Here is a 23,694-nt window from a genome sequence, read left to right on the forward strand (position 1 = left end):
CCACCTGACTGAGCCGTGCCCCTTCTCCGGCGTGCAAGTACGAGATCAGGTCCCGAAGCGCGACCTTCGACGGCTTCACCCCATCTCCCCGTAAACGCCTCCCTTCGTCCATGCCCGCAGCGTGGGCGTGGCAGATTAAAAGAGGAGCAGCTCATGGCCAAGACCGAGATCGCCGCAGCCCCGCTGTCGGCCTTCGGCCGCAAGTTCCTGCCGCTCATGACGTCGGCTCGGATCGCGGTTCTTCAGCCGAACCTGGCGGACGTCGTCGAGTACCGGAAGTCCGGCCTGTCGCTGAACCACGTGGTTGGCTGCCCGCTGGAGTGCAGCTACTGCATCCGCCACCTCTACAAGAACTTCGAGATTAAGGTGCCGCGCGCGCTGATGTCGGACGAGGAAGCCGTGGCCGCCCTGACCGGTCACCAGTATTTCCGGCCGCACGTCACCCCGATCCAGCTGTTCAACAAGGCCACCGACCCGATGCTTCCCGTCGTGAAACCGCACACGTTCAACACGCTGCGGCTGCTGGACGAGCGTGGCCTGACCAACCACGTCCTGGTCATCACCCGCTGGCGCGTCGAGGAAGAGGACTGCGCCATCCTCAACTCCTTCAAGAACATCAAGGTGACGGTTCTGGTCACCTACTCCGGCATTCAGCACACGGGCATCGAGCCGGTCGACTCGAATATCGCCGCGACCAGCCTCAAGACCCTGTACGCCAACGCCAAGTCGTACCGGACGATCCTGTACTGGCGGCCCATCGTGCCGGGCCTCAACGACACCGACAAACACCTGGCCGCCGCGAAGGCCCTGTCGGAACACGCGCACGCCACGGTGTTCACCGGTCTGTTCTTCCGGGACGAGATCGCCGCGTACTACGAGGAGGAAGGGCTCCCCTCGCCGTACGACTCGACGGCCCGGCGGAAGATCATGCCGGAGCAGATGGAGGAACGAATTCTGGCCCTGTTCCGGCGCTCCGCGGATTCCGAGGAGCCGTGGGGGCCCCTCTTCCGGAAGACCTCGTGCGGCGTCGCATACGCCCAGGGCCTTGCCGACTACAACGGACACTTCGGGATCAAGGAGCTCTGCGACATCTGCCCGAAGCGTCAACTCGGGCTGTGCGCGGCAGCGTGGAATGCACCGGCAAAGGCGGACGCCGACAAGCTCGCCGCTGAGCTGGGCGCCACGGGGCCGGTTGAGATCACCGAACGGGCGATCATCACCGAGGGCCTGGCCGAGCAGCCCCGCTACTTCATGCAGCACGGCTACGGTTTCCAGGTCCACAGCCGCGAGCACCCCCACCGCGAGCGCAGGCACGGCCGCGCCGAGATCGGATGGCAGGGGCAGCAGGAAGGAACCACTGATCATGAGCCCGCTGACTTGGCCTGAGTCCCTGTTCGTCGTCGATGTCGAGGGGAACGGGGCCAACCCGCCGGACTTGGTCGAGGTGGCGGCGATTCCCATGCAGGCCGGGATGCCGCAGCCCGACGGGGCCCGGTCGTGGCTGATCCGGCCCCCTGAACCGATCGCAGGCCGCATCAGCCGCATTCACGGCATCACCAATGACATGGTGGCCGATGCTCCCCTGTGGGACGAGGTCGCCGGGGATGTCGCTGATGTGCTTAAGAATGCGTGGATCTGCGCACACTCCGCCAGTGTCGAATACAGGGTCCTGACCCGGCACATGCCCACCTGGCAGCCCGCAGGGGTGATCGACACCCTACGGCTCGCCCGTGCCACGTTCCCCGGTCACAAGGCCTTCGGCCTGGACGCCCTCATTACCCACACCCGCATCAGCCTGGACGACGTGGCCGGCACTCGTCATCGCGCCGCCTACGACGCGCACGCAACCGGGCTGCTGTTGCACCACCTCGCCTCCCACTACGACATGTGGGAGGCCATGGTCGTCAAGGCAGTACCGCCGGGCATGCCCGGCCTGCCCGAACCCGAACCCGAGGAGGACACACTGTGGTAGCCACCCGTGTAGCGTTCACCGGCACCCACTCCACCGGTAAGACCACACTGATTCAGCGCGTCGAGATGGAACTGCGAGCCACCGGTCTCACGGTGGCTCGCACCCCGGCCTCGTTCGCCCAGCAGGCCGCGGAACTCGGCTTCCCCAAGCTGCACAAGCAGAGCCCCGAGTGCACTGAGTGGATCATCGCGGCCTCCGCCACCGCTGTCGCCGAGGCGACCCTGAACGCGGACATCGTCCTGATCGACCGTTCCGCCGTGGACCCCCTGGCCTACTACATGGCCGCGCTGGAGCGCTCGGGTCAGGAACCCGACACGAAGGCCGTGGGTGGGCTCGTCAGCCTGGTCCACGCCCACGCCGCCACGTACGACTTCCTGTTCGCGACCGTGCTGAACCCGGCCCTGCCGCTCGGTGACTGCCGGGATCGCGACCCGGACTACCGCGCAGCCGTCGACCGGAACGTGCACTCCCTGATCCACAGCCTCGACCTGCCTCACCAGAAGATCACCAGCGCGGACGACGAGGGCAACGCCGTTTCCACCCTGGTCGAACGCATCACCGCCAAGGCTGCGTCGTGACGGCTCCCGGGGGCACCATTTCCATCGCTGGGAAGACCGTCTCTCGCCTGGGCTTCGGCACCATGCGCCTCGCGGGGCGCGACTCCTGGGGCATGTCTGATGACCGAGTCGGGCCGATGACTGTTCTCCTGGAGGCGATCCGCGTCTTCGGGATCACGCACATCGACACCGCCGACGCCTACGGCCCTTACACAGTCGAAACGCTGATCCGCGACTGCCTGCCTCCCTCGCGCTTCGACCTGGACCTGCTGATCGCCACTAAGGTCGGCATGGTTCGTCCCGGCCCCCGTATGTGGGCTCCTCTCGGACGGCCGACCTACCTTCGAGCAGCCGTGGAGGCCAGCCTTCAGCGTCTCGGCGTCGAGCAGCTGGACCTCTGCTACCTCCACCGCAACGACCCCTCTGTGCCCTTCTTGGACCAGGTCGGCGCACTCGCCGAACTGCAATCCGAGGGGAAGATCGCCCACATCGGCCTGTCGAAAGTGAGCCCGGCCGAGATCGACCAAGCCTCGGAAGTCATTACGGTGGCAGCAGTACAGAACAAGCTCAGCCTGGTTGTGCAGGACGACCTCGGGACGGTCGAGCACTGTCGAACGCTGGACATCCCGTACGTCGCTTACTCCCCCCTGGGCACGGGCACACTCGCCGAGCACGGCGGCGCCGGGAAGGCTCTTCGGTGGCTTCTCGGTCTCGGCCCTCACGTCGTACCGCTCCCGGGCACCAGCAACTCCGAACATCTCCGCGAGCTGGTCGACGGTCTCGCCTCCGAATGAGCTCCGTCGTGCACAGCAAGGGCCCCTCGAATTCGCCGAAGTCGACTTCGAGGGACAGGCGGACGGTGCCAAGGCAGCGTAGTACCTCGTCAATGTGACACCCTTGTCAATCCAACCTGCGGCTGGACTGGCTGATGTGGTTCGCCGCGCTGTCACCGGCCTATGCCCAGGCGTGGTTTGTGCCGTTGGTGGCCCGGCTGTTGGAGAACGACCGGGACACCTTGCGGCTGCTGCGGGGCAATCCGTTTCCTGATGTCCCGCCGGCCCGGATCAGGGCGCGGGTCTTCCGCTACCGCTTCACGACCTGGCAGGAACTGCGGGATACCGGGGCGTGGTGGCACCGGACCGAGGAGCGGGAGTTTCTGCCGCCGGTCGCGCGGTCAGCTCTTCGCGGAAGGCGATGACCATATCGCGCGCATGACGCAGGCCGATGCGGGTGAAGTCCTTTTCCAGGGTGGCGAGTTCGGCCAGTGTCTCCTCCTGGTCGCGGCCGAGGCGGGCGCGGGACTTGGCGAGCCCGAGCCGGGAGAGGGCGATACCACGGGGCTCCTGCATCTCGCGGAACTCCCGCAGCGAGAGGGTGTAGGTCTCCCGTGCGGACTCGTAACGGCCCGCCCGGTAGAAGACGTTGCCGCGCATCTTGTGGTTGTACGCCAGCGCGCTCGCCAGGTCCATGGTGCGGCAGATCTCCTCCGCCTCGGACAGCAGCGTCAGCGCCCGTTCCGTCTCGCCCTGTACGGACAGCACATCGGCGACACCGCGCAGCGACCAGGCGCGCCCGCGGTGGTCATCGGCCTCGGCGGCGATCCGGACGGACTCCTCGAACAGCTCCAGGGCCTTGTCGTAGCCGCCGGTGTTGCGGTGCATCTGGGCGATGCCGGACATCGCCCAGACCATGTGCCGGGCCTCGCCGTGCTTGCGGCCCTGTTCGAGCAGCTGCTCATGGAGCTCGGCGACCGCGGCGTAGTCGCCCTGTATTCGGCCGGTTTCGGCGAGGCCGGCGAGGGAGTAGCCGTGGGCGAGGCGGTCGCCGCTGCCGTCGGCCAGCGCGACGGCGTGGGTGAGCAGCCGGCGGGCGAGCGGCAGGGTCCCGCACTGGCGGGCCAGGGTGCCGCCGCTCCACAGGGCCCAGGCCATGGCGCCCGGCTCACCGGCGGTGCGGGCGCTGCGGTAGCTCTCCCGCCAGGCGTCGCCCGCCTCCGCCACCCGGCCGAGCCGGCGGTTGGCCTCGGCGACCGCGAGCGCGGCCCGGGACCGCTCCAGTGAGGTGCCCGCCTCGGCATGTGCCTGGCTCGCCTTCGCCAACACCTCCTCGTAGGAGGAGTTCACACCCAGGGCCGAGCCCAGCTCGCCTTGGTATTCGGGGGCGAATGCCTTGCCATACATAAATCTGTGGCCCTCTCGACTTCTCTCCGTGCCTTGATCAATAACCTACGTTCGGTGGAGGGGCCAATGAGTCCGTCCGCATGTGGGTTGTGACGTACGACTGGAGTGCTACGGAGGGGGAGCGTGGTCATCTTGAGGATGTACGGGTCCGTCAGGGTTCCCCCTCCGATGGGAGAGGACCGCGGGCCTTCCCGGCGGGGGTTCCGGGGGCTCCGCTTGCCCCAACAGGCGTAACGGGACACCCTGCTGACGACCGCTCAACTACCACCACCGACCACGACCACCGACCCCGAGCACGAGGTGTGGCATGGGAGCAGAAGGCACGGGAACGCAGGCCGGGACCGGCCGCCGGCGGTTCCTCGGCACCGTCGCGGGGCTGGGGCTGGCCGCGGCCGCCGGGACCGGCCTGGCCTCGATGAAGGACAGCGGGCCCGCCCCGGCCCCGCACCGCCCGGAGCGCCGCCCGCCGCGCACCCGACCGCTCTTCCTGGGGACGTACACCTCGGTCGACGGCGGCGGCACCGGCGTGGGATTCGCGACGTACGACACCGTGACCGGGCAGATCACCGCCGGCGGGGTGGTGGCCGGGGTCGCCGATCCCTCGTACCTCGCCCTGGCGCCATCCGGCCGGACACTCTACGCGGTCGATGAGCGGGAGCAGGGCGAGGTGACCGCGATGGCGCTGCGGCCGGACGGCGCGCCCGCGGTGCTGGGCACCCGGTCCACCGGCGGCGCGGGCCCCTGCCATCTGTCGGTGCATCCCGGCGGGCGCTGGCTGCTCAGCGCCCACTACCTCTCCGGCAGCGTCGCCGTGCATCCGGTCGACCGGGCCACCGGCGCCCTGGGCGAGCGTACGGATCTGGTCACGCACTCCAGCCCGCCGCCCGGCCCCGGACAGGACGGGCCGCACGCCCACCAGATCATCACGGCCCCGGACGGCCGCCATGTACTGGCGGTGGACCTCGGCAACGACACCGTTTACACCTACCGTCTCGACACCTCGGACGGAAAGCTCACCCAGGTGTCACGTGCGGCGCTGCGCCCCGGGGCCGGTCCGCGGCATCTGACGTTTCATCCCTCGGGCCGCTTCGCGTATCTGGCCAACGAGGTCGACAACACGGTCGTGGTCTGCCGCTACGACCGCCGCAGCGGACGACTCACCCCCGGGGCGCCGCAGTCCACCGGCACCGGGTCCGGCACCAACTATCCCGCCCAGTTCCTGGTCACCAGGGGCGGCAGCTTCGCCTATCTCGCCAATCGCGGTCACAACAGCCTGACCCGCTATGCCGTGGAGGCGGCCGGGGCCCGGCTGCGGCTGCTGGACACCGTGCCCGTGGGCGGGGACTTCCCCCGGCAGATCGCCTTCTCGCCGGATCAGCGGTGGCTGTTCACGGCGAACCAGAAGTCGGGGTCGGTGACGGTGTTCTCGGTGGACGCCCGGACCGGGGCACTGCACCGCGCGGGCACGCCGTTCCAGGCTCCGGTCCCGGTGTGCGTCCTGCCGCGGTGAGCGCCACGCACGGCTGACGGGGGTGTGGTTCCGGCCGGGTACGAGCCCGCGGCAGCCCAAAGAGCCGGCCGGCGCGGGCTGAGCCGCGCCGGCCGGGGAGCTACTAGCTCGCCTGCTGCTCGTAGCCGACGAGCCGGACGCAGACGGCGAGGCCCTCGATGGCCTGCTCCAGCTCCGCGAGGCCCGGGTAGCTGGGCGCGATCCGGATGGTGGCGTCGCGCGGGTCGTCGCCGTACGGGTGGGTGGCACCGGCCGGGGTCAGCACGATGCCCGCCTCGGCGGCGCGGCGGACGACCTCCTTGGCGCAGCCGTCCGGCACTTCGAGGGTGACGAAGTAGCCGCCCTTGGGGTCGGTCCACCGGGCGAGTCCGGTACCGCCCAGCTCCGCCTCCAGGATCCGGGCGACGCTCTCGAACTTCGGCTGGAGCAGGGCGCGCTGGCGCTCCATGTGGGCCCGCACCCCGTCGGCGTCCTTGAGGAACAGCGCGTGCCGCAGCTGGTTGACCTTGTCCGGGCCGATCGACCGCTTGGCGTTGTTGGCCAGCAGCCACTGCACATTCGCGGGGGAGGAGCCGAAGAAGGCGACACCGGCGCCCGCGAAGGTGATCTTCGAGGTGGAGCCGAACACGAACGCGCGGTCCGGGTTCCCGGCGTCCGCGCAGGCGGCGAGCAGATCGGCGATCTCGGCCGGTTCGTCGGTGAGGTGGTGGGCGGCGTAGGCGTTGTCCCAGAATATTCGGAAATCGGGTGCGGCGGTGCTCATCGCGGCCAGTCGCGCCACCGTCGCGTCGCTGTAGCAGACCCCGTCCGGGTTGCTGTACTTCGGGACGCACCAGATGCCCTTGACGGCCGGGTCCTCGGCGGCCAGCCGCTCCACGACGGCCATATCCGGCCCCTCGGCCGTCATCGGCACCGGGATCATCTCGATCCCGAAGCGCTCGCAGAGGGCGAAGTGCCGGTCGTAGCCCGGGACCGGGCACAGGAACGCGATCCGCTCCTGCCCCGCCCAGCGCGACTCGGCCCCCGGCAGCACGCTCAGCAGGGCGTGCACCAGGCAGTCGTGCATCAGCTCAAGGCTGGAATTGCCCGCCGCGAGGAGCTGCCCGACCGGCACCTGGAGCAGCTCGGCGAAGATCTCCCGGATCTCCAACAGGCCCTGCAGACCACCGTAGTTGCGTACGTCCGTGCCGTCGGCGGCGGTGCGCTGACCGGCCGGCAGGCTCAGCAGGTCCGCGGAGAGGTCCAGCTGCTCCGGCGCCGGCTTGCCCCGGGTGAGGTTCAGCGAGAGCCCGCGCCCGGCAAGATCCTGATAGTCCTTGCGGGCCTGCTCAAGGAGCCCGCTCAGGGCGTCGGCGCTCAGCTCGGTGGTCATGGTGTTTCCTCTCAGGCCGGTGGCGCCGCGGGGCCGGCGCCCGGGTCTTCGGTACTGCCTGCCGAGGATACAAACCCCCGTTCGAAAACCCCGGCCAGGTCCAAGTGGATCTTGCTTGGTACCGGTTTGGGCCGGTTTGGGCACCCACGGAACCCGTGAATCCGTCGGCGGTGACCCGGACCGCGGCGCGCGGCGTTCGGGGGAAGGCCGGGTGTCGCAGAGGGGGGCCGGGCGGCGCGGCTCGTACGTTCGGGCGGCATGACGAACGTATCGGCCGATCGCGCTTCCGGCCCCACCCGCCGCACCACGCTGACCGGGCTCGTCGGCGGCGCGGGGGCCCTGCTGGCCGCCGGATGCAGCGCGTCGCCCGCGACGGCGCCCACCGCGCGTCGTACGGCGCGGGCCTACGCCTCGGCGAGCGATCCGACACCCGGTGTGATGACGCTCTTCAAGGACCCCGCCTTCAACTTCAACGGCCTCCTCGCACTCGGCGGGTCCGGTTTTGGCGCCGCCGAGGTCGGCGAGGTGCTCACCGCCGTGAACACCGTCAACAAGGCCGGCCTCTCCGCGCAGACGTACACCGAGACCTTCAAGAGCCTCGGTGACCAGCTGCGGAGGCCGCCCAGCAGCGGCAAGCCCGAGGCGGAGACCACGCGGGCCCGTATGCTGCGGGCCGCGCAGTACTACGCACAGGCGCTGTTCTTCGTCCTCGGCTCCGGCACGCCGGGTATCGAGCCACAGCTGTACCAGGCGGGACGCGACGCCTGGGATGCCTTCTGCGCGCGGTGCACCCCGCCTCCGGTGACGGCGCGCGTCCCGTACGGGAAGACCCCGATGCCCGTGTGGTTCTTCCGGCCGGACAGCTCCGGCAAGCGGCGCCCCACCGTGATCCTCACGAACGGCAGCGACGGGCAGAACGTCGACATGTGGACCTACGGCGTCGCGGCCGCTCTGCAGCGCGGCTGGAACGCCCTGGTGTACGACGGGCCCGGCCAGGGCCAGCTGCTCTTCATCGACCAGGTCGTCTTCACACCGCGCTGGGAGACCGTCGTCACCCCGCTCGTCGACTGGCTGTCCGCCCGCCAGGACGTACTCACCGGCAAGATCGCGCTGACCGGGCTGAGCATGGCCGGGGATCTGGCGCCCCGGGCGGCGGCCTTCGAGCCCCGGATCGCCGCGCTGGTGGCGATGCCCGGTGTGCTCTCGCCCTGGCTGGGCTTTCCGCCGGAGATCCGGGAGATCCTCACCCCGGACAAGGAGGAGACCAACCGCATCTGGAACAAGGAGGTCGTTCCCGGGCTGTCGCCGTCCGAGGCCGCGACGATGAAGAAGCGCATCGAGCCCTTCTCGGCGCCGGCGATGCTCGCGGCCCGTGAGGGCAAGATGCTCACCGACTTCTACACCCCGGCCACCCTCATCAAGTCACTGGACATCACGGATGTCGTGGACCGCATCAAGATGCCGACCCTGGTGCTCGACTACGAATTCGAGCAGTTCTATCCGGGACAGCCGCGCCAGCTGTTCGACAAGCTGACGGCTCCCAAGGACTACGTGAAGCTCACCGAGGCCACCGGCGCACAGCTGCACTGCTCCCCGATGGCCCCGCAGCAGCACTGCGAGGTCGTCTTCGACTGGCTGCACGAGACGCTGGCCTGAGCCCGCCGCTCCTCGACCTCTCAGGCCGCGTCGTTCAGGTACTGCCGCAGCAGATCGCGCAGCTCGGTCTCGAACTCTGCGTAGGTGCGGCGGAGTTGACCACCCGGCCAGTTCTCCGGCAGGAGGTCGGCGGGGAGCAGCGGGTCGGCGAGAAGATGACGGAGGGCGGCCGCGGCGACCGTGAAGCGGTCGGCGTGGGTGCCCGCGCGGTCCAGTGCGGTCGACAGCGCGCGGGCCCGCCGGGCCCAGCCGGTCAGGTCCCACAGCCGGGCGGCGAGCACCGCCGGATCGCCGTCCGGGGTGCCGGTGAACCAGGTGCACTGGTCGGTGACGACGGCGGGGCGGGGCCGGTCGAGGTTGGCGGGGCGCAGCCAGTTCCCCTCGCGGAGTTCGGCCAGCCGCAGCGTCGCCATGGCCTGGCGCAGCGCGGTGCGCTCGGCCGCCGGGCGGCGTTCCGGCGTGGTGACGACGGCGATCTCCCAGCCCTCGCTCCAGGAGAGGGTCCGCGGTGAGCGGCTCTCGTCCTGCCGGGTCTGGCGGGCCAGCAGCCGGGTGGTGAGGGCGTACGAGCCGTCCGTCTGCCGCAGGTCTCCGGCGGCCACCATCCGGGAGAGCGCGACCCGGACGGTGCCCTCGGCGATGCCGAAGAGCTCGCCGACCCGCACCAGAGCGCGCGCGGGCAGCCGCGGCGGGTGATGCCCGAGGAGGGTACTCAGCACGATGGAGCGGGCGGTGAGCGGGCGCAGCGCGAGTGCGTCGGCCCCGGTGTCGTCGACCGTACGGGCGTGGTCGTCGCCGCTCGTGCGGGTCTGGTCGTCGTTCATATGTGCAGGAAATTCTAGCCAGCCGACTCCGTGGCATTACAGCCTTCCCACGGCTGTTCGGTTTCTGTAACGTCAACGCTATGACCGTCACCCATGAAGTCGTGAATCAGGCCCCGCCGCTGACCGGGTTCAGTACGGCGGACGAACCGGCCCTGCTGGAGGCGCTGCGCCGGGACGGCGCCGAGTGGGGCGTGCCGGAGGTGGCCGAGCTCGGGGCGCTGGCCGGTTCCGCGGCGGTGCAGGACCAGGCCCGCTGGGCGGAGGAGCAGCCGCCGCGGCTGCACACCCACGACCGGTTCGGGCACCGCATCGACGAGGTCACCTTCCATCCGGCCTGGCATCAGCTGATGACCGTCGCGGTGGAGCACGGGCTGCACGCCGCGCCGTGGGCCGACGACCGCCCCGGGGCGCATCTGGTGCGCGCCGCGAAGTTCTATGTCTGGTCACAGGCCGAGGCGGGCCACGGCTGCCCGATCTCGATGACGTACGCCGCCGTCCCCGCGCTGCGTGCCGCTCCGGATCTCGCCGCGCGGTACGAGCCGCTGCTCGCCGCCCGCAGCTACGACTTCGGGCTGCGGGCGCCGCTGACCAAGTCGGGCCTGATCGCGGGCATGTCGATGACGGAGAAGCAGGGCGGCTCCGACGTACGGGCCAACACCACGCGCGCGGTGCCGGCCGGCGACGGCACGTATCGCCTCACCGGCCACAAGTGGTTCACCTCGGCGCCGATGAGCGATCTGTTCCTGGCGCTGGCGCAGACCGCGGAGGGGCTGAGCTGCTTCCTGGTGCCGCGGGTGCTGCCGGACGGCAGCCTCAACGGGATGCGGCTGATGCGGCTCAAGGACAAGCTGGGCAACCGCTCCAACGCGTCCTCCGAGATCGAGTACGACGAGGCGGTGGCCTGGCCGGTCGGCGAGCCGGGACGCGGGGTGCGGACCATCGTCGAGATGGTGAACATGACCCGGCTGGACTGTGTGCTCGGCTCGGCGGCCGGGATGCGGGCCGGGCTGCGGCAGGCGCTGCACCACACCGCGCACCGCCGGGCCTTCGGGCGGGAGCTGGACCGGCAGCCGCTGATGCGTTCGGTGCTCGCCGATCTGGCGGTCGAGTCGGAGGCGGCGACCCTGCTGGGGATGCGGCTGGCGACGGCGGTGGACCGCTCGCAGGCCGGGGACGCCGGGGAGGCGGCGCTGCGCCGGCTGGCGCTGGCGGCCGGCAAGTACTGGGTGTGCAAGCGCGGCAGCAGCCATGCGGCGGAGGCGCTGGAGTGCCTGGGCGGCAACGGCTATGTCGAGGATTCCGGTATGCCGCGGCTCTACCGGGAGGCGCCGCTGCTGTCCATCTGGGAGGGCTCGGGGAACGTCGCCGCGCTCGACGTCCTGCGGGCACTGGGCAAGGAGCCGGCCGCGCTGGACGCGTTCTTCGCCGAGGTGGAGACCGCGGCGGGCGCCGACCGGCGGCTGGACGCGGCGGTGGCCGGGGTCCGCAAGATGCTCGGCGGGCTCGGCGATCCGGAGCAGGCGCAGCTGAGGGCCCGGTCGCTGGCCGAGCGGATGGCGCTGGTGCTCCAGGGTTCACTGCTGGTGCGCTACAGCCACCCGGCGGTCGCCGACGCGTTCTGCGCCTCGCGGCTCGACGGGGAGTGGGGCAACGCCTTCGGCACCCTGCCGGCCGGCACCGATCTGACCTCGATCCTGGAGCGGGCCCGGCCGGGGGCGGCGGATGCGGCTACGACTGCGGCTGCGGCTGCGGCCGGGAACGCGTCCTGATGTCCGTACGGGTGGAGCGCGCCGGGCCGGTGACGACGGTGGTGCTGTCCCGGCCCGCCTCCCGCAATGCCGTGGACGGGGCGACCGCCCGGCAACTCGCCGACGCCTTCCGGGAGTTCGATGCCGATGACGAGGCGCGGGTCGCGGTGTTGTGGGGCGAGGGCGGGACGTTCTGCTCCGGTGCCGATCTCAAGGCGATCGGCACCGAGCGCGGCAACCGCGTGGCCCCGGACGGGGACGGGCCGATGGGGCCGACCCGGATGCGGCTCGGCAAGCCGGTGATCGCGGCGGTCGCGGGGCATGCGGTGGCCGGCGGTCTGGAACTGGCGCTCTGGTGCGATCTCCGGGTGGCGGAGCAGGACGCGGTGTTCGGGGTGTTCTGCCGGCGCTGGGGAGTGCCACTGATCGACGGCGGTACGGTGCGGCTGCCGCGGCTGATCGGGGCGAGCCGGGCGATGGACCTGGTCCTGACGGGGCGCCCGGTCCAGGCCGCGGAGGCGCTGGACATCGGCCTGGTCCACCGTGTGGTGCCGGCCGGCACGGCGCGCACGGAGGCGGAGCTGCTGGCGGCGGAGCTCGCCCGCCTCCCACAGGCGTGTCTGCGCAGCGACCGGGCCTCCCTGCTGGACCAGGAGGGCCGGGACGAGGAGTCGGCGATGGCCGCGGAGCTCCGTTACGGACAAGCGGTGCTGCCCGAGGCGGCAGCCGGTGCGGCGCGGTTCGCCGCGGGGGCGGGACGGCACGGCGGGCCGGACGGGGGCACGCCATGCGCGAACTGAACTACCCCGAGGAGGGCGGCACCCGGCGTACCCCGCTGCCGCCCGGCTACCGCCACCTCCACGAGGAGCTGCCGCTCGGCCACGGCCGTGCGGTGCTGACCGCGGCGGGCGAAGCGATCACCACCTTCCGGATGCACCGCGCGGCCGGTACCGGCATCCGCGCCGACGCCCCACGGGCCGCGCCGGGCGTGGCGGTCGAGGTCTCGCTGGGATACGGCCCGCTGCGGCTGCGGGCGCCGTGCACCGTGGTGTGGACGGTGGCCGAGAAGAACCGCATCGGGTTCGGATACGGGACCCGGCAGGGGCACCCCATGTGCGGCGAGGAGTCATTCGTCGCCGAACTGCGCGCGGACGGCTCGGTCCGGTTCACGGTGACCGCCTTCAGCCGCCCCGACCGGACGCTCACCCGCCTCGCCGGCCCGCTGGTCCCGGTCTTCCAGCGCCAGTACGTCCGCCATCTCGGCCGCACCCTCCGCCGCCTGGCAAACCGCCGGTGAATTCCGCGCGACGGAACCACTCGGGCCACCTCCTGGAGCGACGCCCGTTCACCCCCTGAAACCCCCTGGAATACGCGTAGTTACTGACGCGTAGCAACACCACGGCTGATCGCCATACGTCCACCTCCGCTTCATCTTTTCGTCACCAACACCTCCGGCGACCGTGAAACAAAACCAGACATGTGCAATGACGAACTGATCCCGCCGCAGGCCGACATGACCGAGCGGGAGTGGCTGCGGGCCGGGTCGGAGGCGACGGCCGAGGGGCCGTCGATGCGGACGACGGGGCGCGTTCCGCAGTGGGTGAACCGGCGGACCCTGCTGGGCGGCGCGATGGCCGGTGCGGCGCTCACGGTGCTGCCTTCGCCGGGCCAGTCGCCCGCGTCCGCCGCGCCCCGCCTCGGGGGCCCGCGCGCCTTCCCGTTCCCCGAACACCCCAATGGCAAGGGCGAGTTCGCCGTCCTGGTCACCGGTGACGCGGGGACGGGGGACGAGGCGCAGTACGCGGTGGCGGCCGCGGCACGGGACCTGTGCCAGGCGGAGGGGATCAGCCTGGCCGTCGGTCTCGGCGACAATATTTACGAGAACGGGCCGGAGTCCGACGACGACTCGGAGTTCCAGGACAAGTTCGAGAAGCCCAACAGCGGCATCGATGTGCCCTGGCTGATGGTGCTGGGCAACCACGACTGCTCGGGGCTGATCCCCGGCAGCGGCGGCGACCCGTCCCGCGGTGACCGCGAGGTCGCCTATGCCGCCACCTCACGGCGCTGGTACATGCCGAGCCGCTACTACAGCGTGCCGCTGCCCGCCGCCGACCCGCTGGTGGAGTTCTTCGCCATCGACACCATCCCCTGGTCGTCGTATGTGGCCCAGCTCGACCCGCACTACCGCTGGGACGGGCCGTACATGCGCGAGCAGCGGAGCTGGCTGGACGGCGCGCTGCGTGCCTCGCGCGCCCGCTGGAAGATCGTGATCGGTCACCACCCGTACCTCAACAACGGCAAGCACGGCAGCGCCGGTTCCTATGACGGTTTCGAGATCGGCAACTACACCAGCGGTGTCCACCTCAAGGACATGTACGAGAAGGTGGTCTGCGGACGGGCCGATCTGATCCTGTCCGGCCACGACCACACGCTGCAGATCCTGGAGCCGACGGCCCGTACGGGCGGCACCCGGCAGGTGGTGTGCGGCGCATCGGCCAAGACGGAGGACGGCACGGCACACTTCGGGCACCCGGCGGCCTGGCAGAACTTCTCCGACCACGGCTTCATGGTGCTGAAGGTCTCCGGCGCGCGGCTCACCATCGACGCCTACACCGTCGATGTGGCCAACCGGAAGGCCACCCTGGCCCACCGCACCCACCAGACCGGGCCGGTGGCAGCCCCGGCAAGGACCCACGCCTGACGGCAGCGGCCGTCCCGGGACCCCCCGAGGTATCCGCTCCCGGGGTGCCCGCCGGTGCTCAGGGGTGCATACGCGCGCCCTTGAGCACCTTGTCGACCGCGTTGCGCGGGCCGTACACGGCGAGGCCCACCAGGTCCAGCCCGTCCTTCGACACCGCCCGCACCGCCGCGCGGTTGTCCCGGTCGTTGCCGGTGGAGAAGAGGTCGGAGGTGAACACCGACCGGGGAAGCGAGCGGGACAGGGCGCGGCCGTGCGCGGCGGTCAGCATCTCCTTCGTCCCCTCGAAGACCAGGACGGGCTGGCGGAACATGGGCAGATAAGGGGTGCCGTCGGCATCGGCGTACGGCTCGCCGATGACCTCAGGGAGCTCCGATCCCAGGCCGCTGACCAGGAACGCGGTGACATTCAGCCGCTGCCAGGTCTCCAGATCCTCGCGCAGGAGGACGGCGATCTTGGTATCGAAACGTACCGGGGTGTTCTCGTTCGTCATGCTCCGAGACTGCCGGTCGCCCCGCGGCACCTTCTTGTACGTTCCTGGCGTCGTTGACGGTGCTTGACGTCCTTGCCGACGCTCGGCATCCTTGCCGACGCTCGGCATCCGCGCTGGCCAGCGCGGGGGTGCGGCGGGCGGGCGGTCCGGTGCCGACCGGTGATCGCCGCCGGGTGGCCGTCCGGCGGCACCGGAAATGCGGGGCCCACGACCCGCGCCTAGGGTGTTCGCATGGCCGCGTTCCGGTGGATATCGGCCCCGGTCAACGGCCCGCGACCGAGGGCACGAGGTGTGCTCGGCGCGGCCTCGCGGGTTGCCGTCCCGATGCGCCGCCGCCCGCGAGCAGCCGGTCCGCACCCCCCGCGCGGCGGGATCACGAGGCACGGCACCCCATGACCGGCCCGCCCCTGGAACCCTCCGACAAGGACTACGACCCCCGCGCCGACCGGGAGTGGCGGCATGTCAAGGAGGACGCCGCCGGGGTCTCGCACCGTGAGCCCCTCGGACTGCGCGAACGGCTCTCGCTCAACCGGATGGGCACCTTCGACTGGGATCTCGACCGCGGCTTCATGGACCTGGACGCCGGTGCCCTGGACGTCTTCGACCTCCGCCCGGACGAATACGACGGCGCGCCGATGTCCCTGGTCACCCGGGTACCGCCGGAGGAAGCGCTGCGGCTCGACGAGGCGCTCACGCAGGCCCTGGAGGACGGCCAGTCGTCGTACGGCGCGTACTTCCGGCTCCAGTGCCGCGACGGGACCCAGCGCTGGACACACGCACAGGGGCGGATTCTGCACGACGCGGACGGCAAGCCGTACCGGGTCATCGGCATCGTCCGGGAGGCGACCAGCGAGCTGGCGGACTCCGCGCTGCTGCGTTCGCTCCAGCAGGAGCGGCAACGGCAGACCCTGATGGTGCAGCAGACCACCGCCGCACTGGCCCGTGCGCTGTCCGTCAGGGATGTGACCCGGGTGCTCACCGGGGCCGGCGGCGCGCGGCGGTTCGGCGCGGACGGCCTGGTCCTGGGGCTGGTCGAGAACGACGAGTTCGAGATCATCGCCACCGCCGGGCTGACCGGCGAGGTGCCCGACGGCATGATGACCTCACGGCTGGACGACACCCTGCCGCTGGCCGAGGCGGCGCGCTCCCGGCGGTCCATCTTCCTCAGCAGCCGCGGTGAGCTGATCGCCCGCTATCCGCGGCTGCGCCCGTACACCGACGTCATGCCGACGGGCAGCGCGGCCTTCCTCCCGCTGGTCGCCCAGGACACCGTCATCGGTGCGCTGGGGCTGTTCAACGCCGAACCGGCGGTGCAGTCGCCGGAGACCAGGAACCTCGCGCTGGCGCTCGCCGGTGTCGTCGCGCAGTCGGTGCAGCGGGCCACGCTCTTCGATCAGGAGCGGGAGTTCGCGACGGGGCTGCAGGCGACGATGCTGCCGCGCCGGCTCCCGCCCCTCACGGGCGGCGCGGTCACCGTCCGCTACCACCCGGCGAGCGTCGGGCGGGACATCGGCGGCGACTGGTACGACGTGATCACGCTGCCCCAGGGGCGGACCGGGCTGGTGGTGGGCGATGTGCAGGGCCACGACACCCATGCCGCCGCCGTGATGGGCCAGCTGCGGATCGCGCTGCGCGCCTACGCCAGCGAGGGGCACTCCCCGGAGACCGTGCTGGTACGGGCCTCCCGCTTTCTGGCCGAGCTGGACACCGAGCGCTTCGCGACGTGTACGTACATCCAGGCCGACCTGGAATCCGGCGCGCTGCACCTCGCACGGGCCGGCCACCTCGGCCCGCTGATCAGCAACAGCTCCCGGCACATCGACTGGCCCGAGGTCCGCGGCGGACTGCCGCTGGGCCTGGCCACCCACTTCGGGCACGACCACTTCCCGGAGACCCAGCTGTTCCTGGAGCCGGGGTCGACGCTGCTGCTGTGCACCGACGGACTGGTGGAACAGCCCGGCCGGGACATCTCCGCGGGGATCGACGCACTGTCCGCGGCCGTCCGCTCCGGGCCCACCGATCTGGAGGCGCTCGCCGACCGGCTCTCGGATCATCTGTGGGCCGATCCCGGCTCGGAGGACGACATGGCCCTCCTGCTGCTGCACCGGCTGCCCGGTCCCGGGGGCGCCACCACCCCGCGGCTGCGGCTGCATGTCCATCAGGCCGACCCCTCGGGCACCGCGGAGGTCCGCTCCGCGGTGCGCCGCACACTGGACCAGTGGCGGGCGGGCGCCGTGATGCACAACATCGAGGTCGCCGCCTCCGAGCTGATCGCCAACGCGCTGACGCACACCGAGAGCGGCGCCCTGGTCTCCATGGAGCTGCTGCCCGGCACCCCGCGCCGGATCCGGCTGGAGGTCGAGGACCGCTCCAGCCGGTGGCCGCGACGGCGCAGTCCCGGCGAGACCGCCACCTCGGGCCGGGGGCTGTTGCTGGTCGAGGCCCTCGCCGACACCTGGGGCGCGGAGCCGCGGGGCGCGGGCAAGGCGCTGTGGTGTGAGTTCGAGGTGCCGGACACGGCGGATCTCACGCACTGAAATTCTGCGGGACTTCCCCTGGACTCTCCTGCTGTACGGGGGAATTGGCGCGCCGTCAGCGTTTCGGTGCTCGGCGTTTCGGTGCTCGGCGTCTCGATGGTCGGCGTTTCGATGACGGCCGGAGACGAGAGGCACGTGCGGCATCGCCCTGCGCCCGGTCCCACACCCCGCTCCCGGTCCCACAAGGGGCCGAGCCGACCAACCTGGCCGTTGGCCGACTCGGCCTAACCGGAACGTACCCGCTCACGTCCCCGGCGAAAACCGCTCCGGCAGGCGCGCGGCCTCCGGGTCCAACTCCCTTGCCGCGCTGCGGCCGTGCTCAGTCCTCCGGCCCGTACCAAAGCGTCGTCATATTGCAGAACTCCCGGATGCCGTGCCCGGAGAGCTCACGCCCGTAGCCGGAGCGCTTGGCGCCGCCGAACGGCAGGCCCGGGTGGGAGGCGGTCATCCCGTTGAAGAAGACCCCACCGGCCTGCAGGTCGCGGGCGAGCCGCTCCTGCTCGTCGGGGTCGCGGGTCCAGGCGTTGGAACTGAGCCCGAACGGTGTGTCGTTGGCGACCCGTACCGCCTCGTCGAGGTCGGCGACGCGGTAGAGCGTGGCGACCGGACCGAACGCCTCCTCATGGTGGATGCGCATGTCGGGGGTGATCCCGGACAGCACCGTCGGCTCATAGAACCAGCCCGCGCGGTGCTGCGGTGGACGCTGTCCGCCGCACAGTGCGGTGGCTCCCTTGTGGACCGCGTCATCGACGAGCTCTTCCAGGTCGGAGCGGCCCTGCTCACTGGAGAGCGGTCCGACCTCGGTGTCCTCGTCCATGGGATCGCCGATCGTCAGCGCGGCCATACGGCCGGTGAACCGTTCGGCGAACGCGTCGTAGACGTCCTCGTGCACGATGAACCGCTTGGCCGCGATGCACGACTGCCCGTTGTTCTGGACGCGCGCGGTGACGGCGACGCGGGCCGCCTTCTCCAGGTCGGCGGTGGGGAGGACGAGGAACGGGTCGCTGCCGCCGAGTTCAAGGACGGTCTTCTTGACCTCGTCGCCCGCGATGGCTGCCACCGCGCGGCCGGCCGGTTCGCTGCCGGTCAGCGTCGCGGCGGCGATCCGCGGGTCACGAAGGATGTCCTCGACGGCGCCGGAGCCGATCAGCAAGGTCTGGAAACAGCCCTCGGGGTAGCCGGCGCGGCGGAAGAGTTCCTCGATGTAGAGCGCGGTCTGCGGGACGTTCGAGGCGTGCTTGAGCAGTCCGGTGTTGCCCGCCATCAGGGCGGGTGCGGCGAACCGTACGACCTGCCAGAGCGGGAAGTTCCAGGGCATCACGGCGAGCACGGTGCCGAGGGGGCGGTAGCGCACCACGGCGCGCCGCGCGCCCGAGTCGCTGACGTCGGCGTGGTCGGGGTGCTCGTCGGCCAGCAGCTCCTCGGCGTGGGTGGCGTACCAGCGCATGGTCTTGGCGCACTTCGCGGCCTCCGCGCGCGCCTGGGCCAGCGGTTTGCCCATCTCGGTGGTCATGGTGCGGGCGATGCCGTCCTGGTCGGCGTCGAGCAGATCGGCGGCCGCGAGAAGCAGTTCCCTGCGGCGGGCGAAGCTCGTGGTGCGGTGCTCCTGGAAGGCCTGCTCCGCCCGAACCAGATGATCTTCGATCTCGCCCGCGTTGAGCGCGTCGAAGGTCTTCAGGGTCTCGCCGGTGGCCGGGTTGACCGTGGCGATGGCCATGATCAGCACCTCCTTGGTGGTGCGGGGACGTGATACCCGCGGTATACGAGGGCGATGGTCCGGGCGGCTCCTAGGAGAGCGGCGAGGGAGCCGGGGACGGCTCCGGGACCGGGTCGGGATCGGGTCCGGGCGGACGCGGTATCGGCGACGGTTCCGGCGGTATGGGTTCGGGTGGCGCGGGCGGGACCGGCGGGCCGGGGAGCGGGTCAGGGACGGGGTTCGGCGGCGGTCCTCCCGGCTCCGGCGCGGGCTGCGGATCTCGGTCGAGCGTGCGCTCACTGCACGTATACGGTTGCCGCTGCACTGCGGGCCTCCAGAATGAGACGGCTAGTGGCACATCAGCCCCCGTACCCGAGTTTGGCCCGTCCATGGCCTTGGCGCACGGCGGATTGCGCGGACGGGTTGCGCGGCGAGGGCGCACGGCGTATATGACCCGATCGGACGGCGCCGGGCACACCGGTCACGCCCTACGGTGCGGTCATGCCCATGACGCGGACGAGGATGAGGACGGGGACGAGGGCGAGGACGAGGGCGACGGCGATGGCAATGGCGACGGCCCAGCGGGTGAGGCTCGGAACGCGGCTCAGGAACGGGGCCGTGGCGCTGCTGTCAGCGGTCGGTGTGGCGCTGGGTGCGCCTGCCGCCCCCGGCTCGGCGGCCACACCTCCCGCCGCCTCCCCCGCCCCTGGCGTCCCGCTCCCCGCCGCCATGGCCGACACCGGCGGCGGCACCCAGCTCATCACCGCCCGTGCGCGCACCCTCGGCGCCACCACGGGGACCGTGAACTGGTGGCAGCGGCACAACGGCCGCTGGCGACAGCTGGGTTCGGCACCGGCCCGCTTCGGAGCCGGCGGCCTGGCCGAGGGTCGCAGCCGGGTGCAGGGCACCAAAACCACCCCGACCGGGCTGTACGACCTGCCGTTCGCTTTCGGGACCGCGTCGGCACCGCCCGGCACCACAGCTCCCTACCGCAGGGTCGGCGCGGACTCCTGGTGGTGCGAGGACAACGCCTCCACCTCCTACAACCGCTGGGTGGCACCGCTGCCCCCGGACTGCGCGGCCCACGAGTCCGAGCGCCTGGCCGGCTATCCGACGCAGTACAGCCGCGCCCTGGTCATCGGCTTCAACTACCACCGACCGGTACGCGGCCGCGGCGCCGGAATCTTCCTCCACGTCAACGGAAAGGGCGCCACGGCCGGCTGCGTCTCCGTACCGGCCAGGACGATGGCACGGATCCTGTCCTGGGTCCGCCCGTCCGCACACCCCCACATCGCCATCGGCACCACGTCGGGCCCGACGGCGGTCACGCGCTACTGACAGCGGCCCCACAGGGCCTTCCCCGCCCAGCGGCCCCACAGCGCTTCCCCCGCCCCCTCCCCCTCCTCCCCCTTCGGGGGAGGGGGCGGGGGGTGGGTTCGGGGGTGGGGGGAGCCACCGGCGGCACGGCAAGCCCCCAGCCCTCACAACCGTGAGGGTGGCCCCGTACTACGCCCCCGGCCCTCGCGCCCGTGGCCCCGTACACGCCCCCACCCTCACGGCTGTGGGTCCCTGGCGTCGTAACGGGCGAAGGCGCGCCGCCCGAGGCCGAGGGCGGTGACGACCAGGATGCAGGCCAGGCCGCCGCCGATCACCGCGGTGGCCGGGGAGGTCAGATCGGCCGCCGAGCCGGCGAGGAAGTCGCCGAGGCGGGGGCCGCCGGCGACCACGACGATGAAGACGCCCTGGAGCCGGCCGCGCATCGCGTCCGGCGTCGCCGCCTGCAGCATGGTGCTGCGGAACACCATCGAGACGGTGTCCGCGCAGCCCGCCACGGCCAGGAAGAACAGCCCCAGCCACAACTGCCGGGAGAGCCCGAAGCAGGCGATGGCCGCGCCCCAGGCGGCCACCGCGATCAGGATGGCCAGACCGTGCCGGCGGATCCCGCCGAGCCAGCCGGAGAACAGCCCGCCCAGTACGGCGCCCACCGCGGGCGCGGCGACCAGCAGGCCGACCGTCTTGGCGTCCCCGCCGAACCAGAGCACCGCCACCGCCGGGAACAGTGCGCGCGGCTGGGCGAGCACCATCGCCGCCATGTCGGAGAAGAACGTCATCCGCAGATTCGGACGGGTGGCGAGAAAGCGCAGGCCGTCCAGTACGGAGGCCCGGCGCCGCGGCCCCTCCCCCTGGTCGGGCCGCATGGACGGCAGCCGCCACATCGCGTACAGCGAGCCGCTGAAGGCCACCACATCGATCAGATACGCGGTCTGATAGCCCCACAGCCCCACGATGACCCCGCCCAGCATCGGCCCGCCCATCAGACCGAGGTTGCTGGTCAGGGAGTTGAGGGCGTTGGCGGCCGGCAGCTGCTCGGTGGGCAGCAGCCGGGGGATCATCGAGGTGCGGGCCGGTGAGTTCATCGCGAAGCAGACGGCCTGGCAGGCGACGACGGTGTAGAGCAGCCAGACCCGGTGGTATCCGGCCAGCGCGGCGGCGGCCAGGGCCAGGGACATCGCCGTCGCGCCGAGGGCGCTGTAGAGGCCCAGTTTGCGGCGGTCGACGGTGTCGGCGATGGCGCCGCCGTACAGCCCGAAGACGACCAGCGGGACCAGTGAGCACAGGCCCACCAGGCCGACCGCGAAGGTGGAGTGGGTAATGGCATAGACCTGGAGGGAGACCGCGAGCGCGGTCATCTGCTGGCCCATCCAGGAGATGGTGTTGCCACACCAGAGGCGGCGGTAGTCGGGGGAGGTGCGCAGCGGGGTCAGGTCGGCGAATATCCGGGAGCGCAGCGGTATTTCGCTCTTTTCGGAGGTCGTTGTAGGGGGCACGCGGCAGTAAAGCACGTGACGGGGACCCTGTGGGCGCCGGGGCGGGAAGAGTCACACCGGCCACCCGCCCCTTACGCCCGGAGCGCACGGCCCGTTATGCCCGAGAGCGCACCCTCGTTACCGAACGGAGCGCACGACCGGCCGACGCCCGTCCGCCCCGCCCTCACCACCGCCAACGAGTAGCCGCGGCGATCTCCTCGGCCGCGCAGTCGGCGAACTGGGCCTCCTCGGCGCGCCGGACCGCGAGCACCGCGCCGTGCAGCACCTCGCCCAGCGCCTCGTACAGCGGGGCGGACTTCTCCAGCCGGTCGGCCGCCTCGGTGAGGGTGGCGGGCAGTCGTACGATGCCGCGCCGGGCGCGTTCGCGGACGCCGAGGGTGCCGGGGTCGCCGACGTGCGGTGCGGGCAGTTGCGCCGCGGTCTCGATGCCGTGCAGTCCGGCGGCGAGCACCGCGCCGACCGCGAGATACGGATTGGCGGCGGCGTCGAAGGTCTTGACCTCGGCATGGCCGCCGTCCGGGTCGTCGGGCGCGCCGGTGATCAGCCGCAGCGCCGCCTCCCGGTTCTCCACGCCCCAGCACTGGTAGACACCGGCCCAGTGGGAGGGCTGCAGCCGCAGATAGCTGGCGGGCGAGGGGCAGCCGATGGCGAGCAGGGCGGGCAGCGCGTTCAGGATGCCGCCCAGGAAGGCGGCCGCATCCGGTGCCAGGCCCCAGGAGGCGTCCGGGGCACGGTGCAGGCTCGCGCCGTCGCGGTACAGGCCGAGGTGCAGGTGGCAGCCGTTGCCGACCTGTCCGGCGACGAACGACGGGGCGAACGAGGCGCGCAGGCCGTGCCGGGCGGAGACGGCGCGGACGGTCTCGCGGACCAGCACCACATCGTCGGCGGCGCGGACGGGGTCGGCCGGGGCGGTGGTGACCTCGAACTGGCCGGGGGCGTACTCGGGGTGGAGCTGGAGGACGTCGACGCCCTGGACGGCCAGCGCCTCGGTGACATCGCGCAGGTAGTCGGAGAGTTCGACGACCCGGGTCATGCCGTACGCGGGGCCGGCGCAGGGGTAGTCGAGCGGCTCGTCCGGTCCGGGGTCGGCGGGGTGGTGTCCGGCCGGGGCGCGGGTGACCACCCATTCGGTTTCGAAGCCCATCCGCAGCTCCAGCCCGGCCGCGGCGGCCCGCTCCACCATCCGCCGGGCGAACTGCCGCTGGCAGGCGGGGTGCGGCCGCCGCAGCTGGTCGTAGCGGTCGACCGGCGCCCAGGCCCAGCCGGGCTGTGCGGCGAGTACCGTGACGCGCTCCAGGTCGGGGAAGAGCCGCAGGTCACCGTCGGGCCCGCCGAGATGCTCGGATTCGGTGATGGTGTCGTCGGAAGTGAAGACGTCGAAGACGGGCGACATCCCGATGCCGCGCTCCGCGGCGGCCGCGAGCCGTTGCACCGGAACGGTCTTGACGCGGGTGACGCCTGCGTTGTCCACCCAGGTCAGCGCCACGTTCCGGACGCCTTCCGCCTCCAGCCGCGCCGCCAACTGGCGGGCCTCCTGGCGCTGTTCCGCAGCCCGCGTTCCCATAGAGCCGTCCTCACTCGACCGTGCCGATGCCTCGGCACCCGTGCCCGCTGATCGCCCGT

The 23,694-nt window shown here is 71.5% G+C and carries 19 protein-coding genes and 1 pseudogene; 13 read left to right on the forward strand and 7 right to left on the reverse strand.

Annotated elements, in window-relative coordinates:
- Positions 1-153: 153 nt before the first annotated feature.
- From STRTU_RS04765 to STRTU_RS04785, 5 genes and pseudogenes are all read left to right on the forward strand, one after another.
- Positions 154-1,386, forward strand: a complete 1,233-nt coding sequence (locus STRTU_RS04765) for a radical SAM protein (protein ID WP_246240121.1) — start codon at positions 154-156, stop codon at positions 1,384-1,386.
- Complete coding sequence (locus STRTU_RS04770; RefSeq protein WP_159742386.1) at positions 1,364-1,972, forward strand: 3'-5' exonuclease; 609 nt, start codon at positions 1,364-1,366, stop codon at positions 1,970-1,972. Before STRTU_RS04765 ends, STRTU_RS04770 begins: the two co-directional genes overlap by 23 nt.
- A complete protein-coding gene (locus tag STRTU_RS04775; RefSeq protein WP_159742387.1) occupies positions 1,966-2,550 on the forward strand; it encodes an AAA family ATPase in 585 nt (194 codons plus the stop codon). The genes STRTU_RS04770 and STRTU_RS04775 overlap by 7 nt, the downstream gene beginning before the upstream one ends.
- The gene (locus tag STRTU_RS04780) at positions 2,547-3,323 is read left to right on the forward strand and encodes an aldo/keto reductase (RefSeq protein WP_159742388.1); all 777 of its coding nucleotides are present in this window, start codon (positions 2,547-2,549) and stop codon (positions 3,321-3,323) included. The genes STRTU_RS04775 and STRTU_RS04780 overlap by 4 nt, the downstream gene beginning before the upstream one ends.
- A 113-nt stretch (positions 3,324-3,436) precedes the next feature.
- Positions 3,437-3,727: pseudogene (locus STRTU_RS04785) on the forward strand (lipase maturation factor family protein); the annotation flags it as partial.
- Here STRTU_RS04785 and STRTU_RS04790 read toward each other — a convergent pair.
- The gene (locus STRTU_RS04790; RefSeq protein ID WP_159742389.1) at positions 3,621-4,709 is read right to left on the reverse strand and encodes a tetratricopeptide repeat protein; all 1,089 of its coding nucleotides are present in this window, start codon (positions 4,707-4,709) and stop codon (positions 3,621-3,623) included. The pseudogene STRTU_RS04785 and the gene STRTU_RS04790 sit on opposite strands and share 107 nt — an antisense overlap.
- A 307-nt stretch (positions 4,710-5,016) precedes the next feature.
- Here STRTU_RS04790 and STRTU_RS04795 point away from each other — a divergent pair, with 307 nt between their 5' ends.
- Positions 5,017-6,219, forward strand: coding sequence for a lactonase family protein (locus tag STRTU_RS04795; RefSeq protein ID WP_159742390.1), 1,203 nt, complete (start codon positions 5,017-5,019; stop codon positions 6,217-6,219).
- A gap of 103 nt (positions 6,220-6,322) precedes the next feature.
- Here the strand turns inward: STRTU_RS04795 and STRTU_RS04800 are convergent, their stop codons facing one another.
- A complete protein-coding gene (locus tag STRTU_RS04800) occupies positions 6,323-7,591 on the reverse strand; it encodes an aspartate aminotransferase type Ic (protein ID WP_159742391.1) in 1,269 nt (422 codons plus the stop codon).
- 258 nt (positions 7,592-7,849) lie between these two features.
- On the opposite strand from STRTU_RS04800, the gene STRTU_RS04805 reads away from it, so the two are divergent.
- On the forward strand, positions 7,850-9,247 hold the full coding sequence (locus STRTU_RS04805) for an alpha/beta hydrolase family protein (RefSeq protein WP_159742392.1): 1,398 nt from the start codon (positions 7,850-7,852) through the stop codon (positions 9,245-9,247).
- 20 nt (positions 9,248-9,267) lie between these two features.
- On the opposite strand, the gene STRTU_RS04810 is transcribed toward STRTU_RS04805, so the two are convergent.
- Positions 9,268-10,071: a PaaX family transcriptional regulator C-terminal domain-containing protein gene (locus STRTU_RS04810; RefSeq protein ID WP_159742393.1), complete on the reverse strand. Its 804-nt coding sequence runs from the start codon at positions 10,069-10,071 to the stop codon at positions 9,268-9,270.
- Positions 10,072-10,151: 80 nt separating this feature from the next.
- Here STRTU_RS04810 and STRTU_RS04815 point away from each other — a divergent pair, with 80 nt between their 5' ends.
- The 4 genes from STRTU_RS04815 to STRTU_RS04830 all read left to right on the forward strand — a co-directional run bounded on the left by STRTU_RS04815 (position 10,152) and on the right by STRTU_RS04830 (position 14,520).
- On the forward strand, positions 10,152-11,840 hold the full coding sequence (locus STRTU_RS04815) for an acyl-CoA dehydrogenase family protein (protein WP_159742394.1): 1,689 nt from the start codon (positions 10,152-10,154) through the stop codon (positions 11,838-11,840).
- Positions 11,840-12,619, forward strand: a complete 780-nt coding sequence (locus tag STRTU_RS04820; RefSeq protein ID WP_159742395.1) for a crotonase/enoyl-CoA hydratase family protein — start codon at positions 11,840-11,842, stop codon at positions 12,617-12,619. Before STRTU_RS04815 ends, STRTU_RS04820 begins: the two co-directional genes overlap by 1 nt.
- Positions 12,607-13,116, forward strand: coding sequence for a DUF1990 family protein (locus tag STRTU_RS04825; protein WP_159742396.1), 510 nt, complete (start codon positions 12,607-12,609; stop codon positions 13,114-13,116). Before STRTU_RS04820 ends, STRTU_RS04825 begins: the two co-directional genes overlap by 13 nt.
- A 180-nt stretch (positions 13,117-13,296) precedes the next feature.
- Positions 13,297-14,520: a metallophosphoesterase gene (locus STRTU_RS04830; RefSeq protein WP_159742397.1), complete on the forward strand. Its 1,224-nt coding sequence runs from the start codon at positions 13,297-13,299 to the stop codon at positions 14,518-14,520.
- A 58-nt stretch (positions 14,521-14,578) separates the two neighbouring features.
- Here the strand turns inward: STRTU_RS04830 and STRTU_RS04835 are convergent, their stop codons facing one another.
- Positions 14,579-15,010: a DUF2000 domain-containing protein gene (locus STRTU_RS04835; protein ID WP_159742398.1), complete on the reverse strand. Its 432-nt coding sequence runs from the start codon at positions 15,008-15,010 to the stop codon at positions 14,579-14,581.
- A gap of 392 nt (positions 15,011-15,402) precedes the next feature.
- Here STRTU_RS04835 and STRTU_RS04840 point away from each other — a divergent pair, with 392 nt between their 5' ends.
- A complete protein-coding gene (locus STRTU_RS04840) occupies positions 15,403-17,547 on the forward strand; it encodes a SpoIIE family protein phosphatase (RefSeq protein ID WP_159742399.1) in 2,145 nt (714 codons plus the stop codon).
- Between the two features lie 319 nt (positions 17,548-17,866).
- On the opposite strand, the gene STRTU_RS04845 is transcribed toward STRTU_RS04840, so the two are convergent.
- Entirely contained in the window at positions 17,867-19,264 is a 1,398-nt protein-coding gene (locus STRTU_RS04845) for an NADP-dependent succinic semialdehyde dehydrogenase (RefSeq protein WP_159742400.1), read from the reverse strand.
- A 546-nt stretch (positions 19,265-19,810) separates the two neighbouring features.
- Here STRTU_RS04845 and STRTU_RS04850 point away from each other — a divergent pair.
- A complete protein-coding gene (locus tag STRTU_RS04850) occupies positions 19,811-20,581 on the forward strand; it encodes a L,D-transpeptidase family protein (protein WP_246241305.1) in 771 nt (256 codons plus the stop codon).
- Positions 20,582-20,796: 215 nt separating this feature from the next.
- On the opposite strand, the gene STRTU_RS04855 is transcribed toward STRTU_RS04850, so the two are convergent.
- Positions 20,797-22,071: an MFS transporter gene (locus tag STRTU_RS04855; protein ID WP_246240123.1), complete on the reverse strand. Its 1,275-nt coding sequence runs from the start codon at positions 22,069-22,071 to the stop codon at positions 20,797-20,799.
- A gap of 163 nt (positions 22,072-22,234) precedes the next feature.
- Positions 22,235-23,635 carry a glutamine synthetase family protein gene (locus tag STRTU_RS04860; RefSeq protein ID WP_159742402.1) on the reverse strand — a complete coding sequence of 467 codons (1,401 nt, stop codon included), beginning with the start codon at positions 23,633-23,635 and terminating at the stop codon, positions 22,235-22,237.
- Between the last annotated feature and the right edge of the window lie 59 nt (positions 23,636-23,694).

This window comes from Streptomyces tubercidicus (assembly GCF_027497495.1).
Classification (GTDB): Bacteria; Actinomycetota; Actinomycetes; order Streptomycetales; family Streptomycetaceae; genus Streptomyces; species Streptomyces tubercidicus.

Bases quoted from the DNA above. Each gene is read 5' to 3' on its own strand.
- STRTU_RS04835 (WP_159742398.1), bottom strand. From the start codon at position 15,010: ATGACGAACGAGAACACCCCGGTACGTTTCGATACCAAGATCGCCGTC.
- STRTU_RS04820 (WP_159742395.1), top strand. From the start codon at position 11,840: ATGTCCGTACGGGTGGAGCGCGCCGGGCCGGTGACGACGGTGGTGCTG.
- STRTU_RS04800 (WP_159742391.1), bottom strand. From the start codon at position 7,591: ATGACCACCGAGCTGAGCGCCGACGCCCTGAGCGGGCTCCTTGAGCAG.
- STRTU_RS04805 (WP_159742392.1), top strand. From the start codon at position 7,850: ATGACGAACGTATCGGCCGATCGCGCTTCCGGCCCCACCCGCCGCACC.
- STRTU_RS04840 (WP_159742399.1), top strand. From the start codon at position 15,403: ATGACCGGCCCGCCCCTGGAACCCTCCGACAAGGACTACGACCCCCGC.
- STRTU_RS04825 (WP_159742396.1), top strand. From the start codon at position 12,607: ATGCGCGAACTGAACTACCCCGAGGAGGGCGGCACCCGGCGTACCCCG.
- STRTU_RS04815 (WP_159742394.1), top strand. From the start codon at position 10,152: ATGACCGTCACCCATGAAGTCGTGAATCAGGCCCCGCCGCTGACCGGG.
- STRTU_RS04860 (WP_159742402.1), bottom strand. From the start codon at position 23,635: ATGGGAACGCGGGCTGCGGAACAGCGCCAGGAGGCCCGCCAGTTGGCG.
- STRTU_RS04795 (WP_159742390.1), top strand. From the start codon at position 5,017: ATGGGAGCAGAAGGCACGGGAACGCAGGCCGGGACCGGCCGCCGGCGG.
- STRTU_RS04845 (WP_159742400.1), bottom strand. From the start codon at position 19,264: ATGGCCATCGCCACGGTCAACCCGGCCACCGGCGAGACCCTGAAGACC.
- STRTU_RS04765 (WP_246240121.1), top strand. From the start codon at position 154: ATGGCCAAGACCGAGATCGCCGCAGCCCCGCTGTCGGCCTTCGGCCGC.
- STRTU_RS04850 (WP_246241305.1), top strand. From the start codon at position 19,811: ATGGCGACGGCCCAGCGGGTGAGGCTCGGAACGCGGCTCAGGAACGGG.
- STRTU_RS04790 (WP_159742389.1), bottom strand. From the start codon at position 4,709: ATGTATGGCAAGGCATTCGCCCCCGAATACCAAGGCGAGCTGGGCTCG.
- STRTU_RS04770 (WP_159742386.1), top strand. From the start codon at position 1,364: ATGAGCCCGCTGACTTGGCCTGAGTCCCTGTTCGTCGTCGATGTCGAG.
- STRTU_RS04810 (WP_159742393.1), bottom strand. From the start codon at position 10,071: ATGAACGACGACCAGACCCGCACGAGCGGCGACGACCACGCCCGTACG.
- STRTU_RS04830 (WP_159742397.1), top strand. From the start codon at position 13,297: ATGTGCAATGACGAACTGATCCCGCCGCAGGCCGACATGACCGAGCGG.